Origin of the sequence: Methyloceanibacter sp. (genome assembly GCF_051306395.1) — a bacterium.
Classification (GTDB): domain Bacteria; phylum Pseudomonadota; class Alphaproteobacteria; order Rhizobiales; family Methyloligellaceae; genus Methyloceanibacter.
On record NZ_JBPPND010000090.1, the window covers coordinates 1 to 4,034 of the forward strand.

Consider the following 4,034-nt stretch of genomic DNA (forward strand, 5'->3'; position numbering starts at 1 on the left):
TCCCGTAGCATCGGTGTCGAGTGCGCCACCCCAGTTGGAGTGCGGATGAAGGCAAGAACCAGCTCAGCCTGGCAGCAGCGAGGGGGACCAAGCCGCTTACGCAACTGACTTTATCGACAGTATCGACCCAAGGCGGACGTTCGCGCCAACGCCTCGAAGCTGATGGAGCTTCGGCCCGCGACCTAACTTTTCGCTCCAAAGGGCCAACGGGCACGAGTCGTCCAACCGGAAATGCAAGACGAAAGTCAGGAAACTAAGCGCTGCGCATCACCCGCGCGAGAGCCTCGGAGGTGACGAGAACTCGGCCATTATCATCGAACGGGCCTTCGGCGTCGTGAGCATCACTCGCAGCCTGCTCAATCAGTTCACGATATGCCTCGAAAACAGCCGCATCTGTGCCGGAAAGATGAACGCGCTCGGCATGATCTCGCAGCGCCTTATGGCTCACGCTGCACGCCACAGTGCTACCTTCCGCATCCTCCATCTGGAACCGAACGCCGTCCTGTTCCAGGTACTCGTTCTTGAGGCGCGTGAGAGGCATCTCGGCCACCTTACATCGCTTATCTACGCGCGGCGCCGTAGCTTCTTTGGTCCTCTCGAGCGCGCCCCGCTGAGGCTCCATGCCTTCTGCCAGCTAACACCACCGACACAGACCCACCGCTGCCCATCTGGAATGGGTTGCCAGATAGGCCAGGTGGCCTAGGCCCAAGTCGCGAGGCCTCAACGCGCGTTCAACGCCGGATCCCCCGAAGAGACTTCGGGAGTTGCGGGACGAGGTGGTGGCGGAGCGTTGCCCACATCGGAGGTCTCAACGGAGCCGTCCCGATCCGACTTCTTCGGCTCAACTCCGCTGGCACATCGGCTGGAAAAGAAGCAACAAATTGATTGAATCAGGTTCATGGGTTTGGCCTTCTTTCCGGAGCTTAGTAATCCATGCCGCCCATACCACCGCCCGGCATTGCCGGAGCGCCTGAATCCTTCTTTGGCATTTCGGCAATCATCGCTTCCGTTGTCACCAGGAGGCCAGCGACTGAACTGGCATCCTGTAAGGCAACCCTCACAACCTTGGCCGGGTCGATGATGCCTTTCTTGATCAGGTCGCCGTATTCGTCCGTCTGGGCGTCATAGCCGAAGGTGGATGACTTCTGGTCGGTCACCTTGCCGACCACGATTGAGCCCTCGACGCCCGCGTTCTCCGCGATCTGCCGAATCGGCGCCTGTAATGCCCGGCGGACGATGTTGATGCCCGCCTCCTGGTCGTCATTGGCGCCCTTGACCCTGATTGACCGCGAGGCCCACAGCAGCGCCACGCCTCCGCCAGGCACGATGCCCTCCTCGACCGCTGCGCGGGTCGCGTTCAGCGCATCGTCGACGCGGTCTTTCCTCTCCTTCACCTCGATCTCACTTGAACCCCCGACCTTGATCACGGCGACGCCGCCAGCGAGCTTGGCCAGTCGCTCCTGCAGCTTCTCCTTGTCGTAGTCGGACGTGGTGTCCTCAATCTGCTGCTTGATCTGAGCAATACGAGCTTCGATGTCAGTCTTTTTACCCGCGCCGTGGATAATAGTGGTGTCATCCTTGGTTATGGTCACGCGCTTCGTGCGTCCCAGCATCTGCAAGGTCACGTTCTCGAGCTTGATGCCGAGATCCTCGGAGATGAGCTCACCTCCAGTGAGCACGGCAATATCCTGCAGCATCGCCTTGCGCCGGTCGCCAAATCCGGGCGCCTTAACGGCCGCGACCTTCAAGCCGCCCCGCAGCTTATTGACCACGAGTGTCGCAAGCGCCTCACCCTCGACGTCCTCGGCAATGACCAAGAGCGGCTTGCCTGCTTGGACGACTGCCTCAAGCAGTGGTAGCAGCGATTGCATGTTCGAGAGTTTCTTCTCGTAGATAAAAATGTAGGGGCTCTCGAGCTCGGTCATCATCTTGTCTGCATTGGTGATGAAGTAGGGCGAGATATAGCCGCGGTCGAACTGCATGCCCTCGACCACTTCGAGTTCGCTCTCGAGGCCCTTCGCCTCCTCCACCGTGATCACGCCCTCGTTGCCGACCTTCTGCATGGCCTTGGCGATCATGTCGCCGATGGCCTTCTCGCCATTCGCCGCAACCGTACCGACCTGGGCAATCTCATCCGACGACTTGACCTTCTTGGCCTGCTGCGCAATGTCCTTAACGACCTCGGCTACGGCCAGATCAATGCCGCGCTTCAAGTCCATCGGATTCATACCGGCCGCCACCAGCTTGACCCCTTCCTTGACAATCGCCTGGGCTAGTATTGTCGCGGTCGTGGTGCCGTCACCAGCCATCTCGTTGGTTTTTGACGCCACTTCGCGCACCATCTGCACGCCCATATTCTCGAACTTGTCCTCGAGTTCGATCTCCTTGGCGACGGTGACGCCGTCCTTCGTAATGCGCGGTGCTCCGTAGCTCTTGTCGAGAACGACATTGCGACCTTTGGGCCCAAGTGTCACCCTGACAGCGTTGGCCAGAATATCGACACCGCGAAGCATCTTGTCGCGCGCGTCGGTGGAAAATCTGACGTCCTTGGCAGCCATTTTGGTTCTCCTAAATTGAACTGATGGAAGGCTACGGGGAGCCTAAGCGACCTTCCTGCTGGCCTTGGTGCCTTCGAGCACCCCCATGACGTCGGATTCCTTCATGATGATGAGTTCTTCGCCATCGATCTTCACTTCTGTTCCTGACCACTTGCCGAACAATACTCGGTCGCCTGCCTTGAGATCGATTGGGATGAGCTTGCCAGATTCATCGCGCCCCCCAGGACCAACGGCGACCACTTCGCCTTCCTGCGGCTTTTCCTTCGCGGTGTCGGGAATGATGATCCCGCCCTTACTCTTCTCTTCGCCTTCAAGGCGGCGAATGACGACGCGGTCATGTAGAGGCCTGAATTTCATGGGGGTCACTCTCAAGGTTTGTGCGAGCGGAGTTCGAGCGGGCTTTTGGCACTCGTAGAAGAAGAGTGCCAGCCCCCTGCTTAAGTGGCCCTATGCGACCGATAAAGCAAGGCAATGCTCGGACAAGCCAAACCTTATTTACTACGGGCTGCACGCATAAGACGCCGCGAGCGGGGGCCGTGGTTGCCCTTTTATATTTCTCAGACGTGCGGCTAAGTCCTCACGGGTGCCGCCTCTCATGTCCGCTAGTGGCACGAAGCGGACCTCCTCGGACGACGTCGAGCTTTAGGTCGGCTTTTGACCAGAAGCGGACGAGTTGAGCCGCGTGGAGCAGGATTTTCTCCTCTCATGAGAGGAGATTGACCATGCAAATCACCGGAAAAAGCGCTTGTTCTCTGTCTTGCCAACCTTGGAACAAGGGCAAGCTAGTCGGCCAAAAGCCGCCCCTCCAGCCCAAACACGTGTGGGCCATTCGGACGCGACTTCAGCTTTCTAACCGAAGGAGAGATTTGGCTCTCTTCAATCTCGCGATCGATAGCAAGTTACGGGGTTGCGATCTGGTAAACCTGAAGGTGGAAGACGTTGCACCTCATGGTTACGCAATGGAACGCGCAACGGTTCGCCAGAAGAAGACCGGCCGGCCTGTGCGTTTCGAGCTCACCGAACAGACGCGCCAAGCCGTTGATGACTATTTCGCAGAGAGATCCAAGGGCCACGGAGAGTTTCTATTCCCAGGACGCTCAAATCAGCGATCTCTCACTACCCGCCAATACGCGCGACTGGTTTCGGACTGGACCAGCAGCATCGGACTTGATCCTTCGCTCTTCGGAACGCACTCATTGCGTCGCACTAAGGCGACTTTGATCTACCGAAGGACCGGCAATCTCCGTGCGGTGCAGCTCCTGCTTGGACACACAAAGATCGAGAGCACCGTCAGATACCTGGGAATCGAAGTGGACGACGCCCTCGCTATTTCCGAAGGGGTCGACGTCTGAAACATGGGGCAGAGCAGACGCGCTCTGCCCCATCAATAAAGTCTGCTTCGTGCCATAAGCGGAAATTTGTCTTCTCGGCTTTACGAGCAGGAGCGGCCCCCGGGTCACCCGCGCCGGTAATCGA

The 4,034-nt window shown here is 58.5% G+C and carries 4 protein-coding genes; 1 reads left to right on the plus strand and 3 read right to left on the minus strand.

The window, feature by feature from the left end; genetic code table 11:
• Positions 1-253 precede the first annotated feature (253 nt).
• The 3 genes from ACSLE4_RS05225 to ACSLE4_RS05235 form a co-directional block, all read right to left on the minus strand.
• On the minus strand, positions 254-541 hold the full coding sequence (locus ACSLE4_RS05225) for a DUF1488 family protein (protein ID WP_435903421.1): 288 nt from the start codon (positions 539-541) through the stop codon (positions 254-256).
• 382 nt (positions 542-923) lie between these two features.
• Complete coding sequence (gene groL, locus ACSLE4_RS05230) at positions 924-2,558, minus strand: chaperonin GroEL (protein ID WP_435903422.1); 1,635 nt, start codon at positions 2,556-2,558, stop codon at positions 924-926.
• Between the two features lie 42 nt (positions 2,559-2,600).
• Positions 2,601-2,915: a co-chaperone GroES gene (locus ACSLE4_RS05235; RefSeq protein ID WP_435903423.1), complete on the minus strand. Its 315-nt coding sequence runs from the start codon at positions 2,913-2,915 to the stop codon at positions 2,601-2,603.
• 365 nt (positions 2,916-3,280) lie between these two features.
• Between ACSLE4_RS05235 and ACSLE4_RS05240 the strand changes: the two genes are divergently transcribed.
• Positions 3,281-3,910 carry a tyrosine-type recombinase/integrase gene (locus tag ACSLE4_RS05240; RefSeq protein WP_435903424.1) on the plus strand — a complete coding sequence of 210 codons (630 nt, stop codon included), beginning with the start codon at positions 3,281-3,283 and terminating at the stop codon, positions 3,908-3,910.
• Positions 3,911-4,034 lie beyond the last annotated feature (124 nt).